The sequence below is a fragment of the Crocosphaera watsonii WH 8501 genome (assembly GCF_000167195.1).
Classification (GTDB): domain Bacteria; phylum Cyanobacteriota; class Cyanobacteriia; order Cyanobacteriales; family Microcystaceae; genus Crocosphaera; species Crocosphaera watsonii.
The window spans coordinates 1-2,660 of sequence record NZ_AADV02000295.1 but is presented as its reverse complement, the minus strand read 5'-3'; the positions used below and the strand labels follow the sequence as shown (position 1 = coordinate 2,660).

General features: G+C 32.9%; 3 protein-coding genes and 1 pseudogene. 1 reads left to right on the top strand and 3 read right to left on the bottom strand.

All coding sequences use genetic code 11. The features are described from left to right. The first annotated feature begins 478 nt into the window (after nucleotides 1-478). Nucleotides 479-1,270, top strand: a complete 792-nt coding sequence (locus CWATDRAFT_RS31015) for an AAA family ATPase (protein ID WP_232287253.1) — start codon at nucleotides 479-481, stop codon at nucleotides 1,268-1,270. Nucleotides 1,271-1,437: 167 nt separating this feature from the next. On the opposite strand, the gene CWATDRAFT_RS31010 is transcribed toward CWATDRAFT_RS31015, so the two are convergent. From CWATDRAFT_RS31010 to CWATDRAFT_RS31005, 3 genes and pseudogenes are all read right to left on the bottom strand, one after another. Beyond that, nucleotides 1,438-1,764: a hypothetical protein gene (locus CWATDRAFT_RS31010; RefSeq protein WP_042713021.1), complete on the bottom strand. Its 327-nt coding sequence runs from the start codon at nucleotides 1,762-1,764 to the stop codon at nucleotides 1,438-1,440. Nucleotides 1,765-1,868: 104 nt separating this feature from the next. Continuing rightward, nucleotides 1,869-2,003, bottom strand: a pseudogene (locus tag CWATDRAFT_RS38015) (Red carotenoid-binding protein); the annotation flags it as partial. Between the two features lie 285 nt (nucleotides 2,004-2,288). Then, entirely contained in the window at nucleotides 2,289-2,501 is a 213-nt protein-coding gene (locus CWATDRAFT_RS31005; RefSeq protein ID WP_042713020.1) for a type II toxin-antitoxin system HicA family toxin, read from the bottom strand. Nucleotides 2,502-2,660 lie beyond the last annotated feature (159 nt).

Sequence of the window (2,660 nt, the reverse complement as noted above, 5' to 3'; positions counted from 1 at the left end):
GGTCCCCGATTTATAGAGTGCCTATATAACAAAGGGCAGTAAATGGAGAGAAGAGATCATGATAGGTTCAAGAGATCAAGTCTCCAGATAGTAATTACAATGTATTCTAACGGGAAATAGAAAACATCATTAGAAGAGTTAAGAAAATAGTAGCAGAGTTCACAAAGATTCGGAAACCGATGATTATATTCGTAGTTTTGGTGACATTGAAGTTATCAAAAAATCCATTGATGAGAATTACGAGATCACAGATAAATATATTGGTATTATTCAAACTAAAGAAAAATATCAAGAAACAAAGAACTTTACAGATAGCTATTTTAAACTAAAACAAGACTATTTTAGAAAACGAAAACAAGAGAATAAAATAAGAGAATGTCATGGAGACTTACACTTAAAAAATATTTGTCTGTGGAACAATAAAATACAGTTATTCGATCGCATTGAATTTAACGAGGAATTCCGTTATGTTGATGTTATGTGTGATGTTGCATTTACTGTTATGGACTTAGATGCAAGAAACCGTCAAGACTTGAGTAATATTTTCCTCAATACTTATTTAGAACATACAGGAGATTGGCAAGGATTACAAGTTTTACCCGTCTATCTTTCCCGTCAAGCTTATGTTAGAGCAAAAGTTAATTCCATTATACTTGATGATCCTAATATTTCCCAAGAAAATCATCAGAAAGCGCAACAAGAAGCCAAAAATTACTATCATTTAGCTTGGAAATATACCCAACAACATCAAGGTAAAATTATTATCATGTCAGGGTTATCAGGATCAGGAAAAACAACTGTAGCAAAATATATTGCTGAAAAAATTAATGGTATTTTAATTCGTTCTGATGCTGTGAGAAAACACTTAGGAAATGTGAGTTTAGATGAAACAGGAAACAGTGAACTTTATAATGAAGAAATGAACCAAAAAACTTATGAAAGGTTGATTAAACTGGGTGAAATAGTTGCTAAAGAAGGATTTAATCTGATATTAGACGCTAAATTTGATCGTCATCAATTGCGAAAACCTGTGATAGAAATAGCTAAAAAAGATAACATTTTCTTGACAATTTTATCTTGTTATGCGCCTGTAGAAATTTTAAGTGATCGCCTTTCAAAACGTAAAGGAGATATTTCTGATGCAACCTCTGACTTATTGCAGCAACAAAAAAATAATATTCAAGACTTTAATGAAGAAGAAATGAGTTATGTTAAAAAGATTGATACCACCAACAACTGGAAAGAACAAATTACAGAATTTTTCAGGTGAAACTTTAATCTTTACCTAAGTTGCTGTTAAAATAAAGATACTCGGTTTTGTGCAAAAAAGTTAAACTATATATTGACTCCCTTGGGTTTATTTCTATTTATTTGCCATTCATCCCTGATGTTCTACAATTTAGAGATAAATGGCAACATTAAGATGATTAAATATTATTACATCTTTGCCAGAGCAGCAACTTTGGCTCTTGTCGAAGGGGTTAAATCGCTTAATTCATCGAGGGTTAACCATTTTTCTTTAACTAATTGAGCCAACACAAAAACGGATGTAGACTCTCCAAAGTCATACTTACCTTCGATATTGTAGCGTTGGCTATTCAAATAGTCACTTAAAGCCCAAATATCGTTAATGTCAGTTATTTGACTGGCTTTTTGATTAATTTCGTCCACCAGTGTTTTCGTTTCTCTAGCATAAGCTTTTTTCAATCCTTCTTGAGCAATTTTTTGATCTTTATCTAATGATTGTTGAGTGTTGCTGTTCATATCGGAGTTTTAAAGTCATTAGAATACGCCCTAACCAGTAGAGCGCATCTATCGTATCAATTGTGATTTTACTATATCTAAAAATATAGCAAAAATATAGCTAATTAACGAGCTAAGTTCAATAGCTCTTTAGGAGACGCAAGTAAATCAATAGCCACAAAGAAAATTTTATTTTCGGGATTGAGTAAAAATCGCCAAGCGATATTCATACCAACACCACCACCAAACCAAGGAGTTTGACAAAGATTGATACTACCAGCAAATGGAAAACACAAATTACAGAAGTCTTTCGGTAATCTTATAGCTTGTTTGATCCCCCCTAACCTCCCTTATAAAAGGGGGGAATTATCGGAAGTCTTCCTGACAAACAGGGGAATTATCAGAAGTACCCTTGACAAACAGGAGAATCATCAAAAGTCCCCCTTTGTAAGGGGGATTTAGGGGGATCTTCATAAAAATACTCTTAAATTTTCTGGTTACTTTCTTTTTTTTGGATAGACTATTAAATTTCCTTAACTTATTGTTTATGAAAGCTTCTTAAATTCTTTAACTGTCATTCCTGAACCTTTAATAATTGCGCCCATTGTATAACCATTAATAGGATTTGCTCTAGGAATGATTAAGATATGTTCACCATCAGTCATGGTAATATGTTTACCCTGTCGAACAATCGAAAAACCTGCTTTTTCAAATGCTTTAATGGCTCGTTTATGATTAACTCCAGGAACATTAGGCATGATTTAATTCTACTTCTACATAACAAGATTCAATTCCAGTATTGAGTTCTTTGGCAACTTCTAAATAAGAAATAATTGCATCTTGAATATTCTCAGAGAGCTTCCTCTTTTGTTATTCCTTAGAAGCACATCCAGGTAAACTGTGATCCCCGTCCAGTT

What these genes read in the sequence shown, in the direction of transcription:
- CWATDRAFT_RS31015 (WP_232287253.1), top strand. Translation starts at nt 479, where the DNA reads ATGTGTGATGTTGCATTTACTGTTATGGACTTAGATGCAAGAAACCGT.
- CWATDRAFT_RS31005 (WP_042713020.1), bottom strand. Translation starts at nt 2,501, where the DNA reads ATGCCTAATGTTCCTGGAGTTAATCATAAACGAGCCATTAAAGCATTT.
- CWATDRAFT_RS31010 (WP_042713021.1), bottom strand. Translation starts at nt 1,764, where the DNA reads ATGAACAGCAACACTCAACAATCATTAGATAAAGATCAAAAAATTGCT.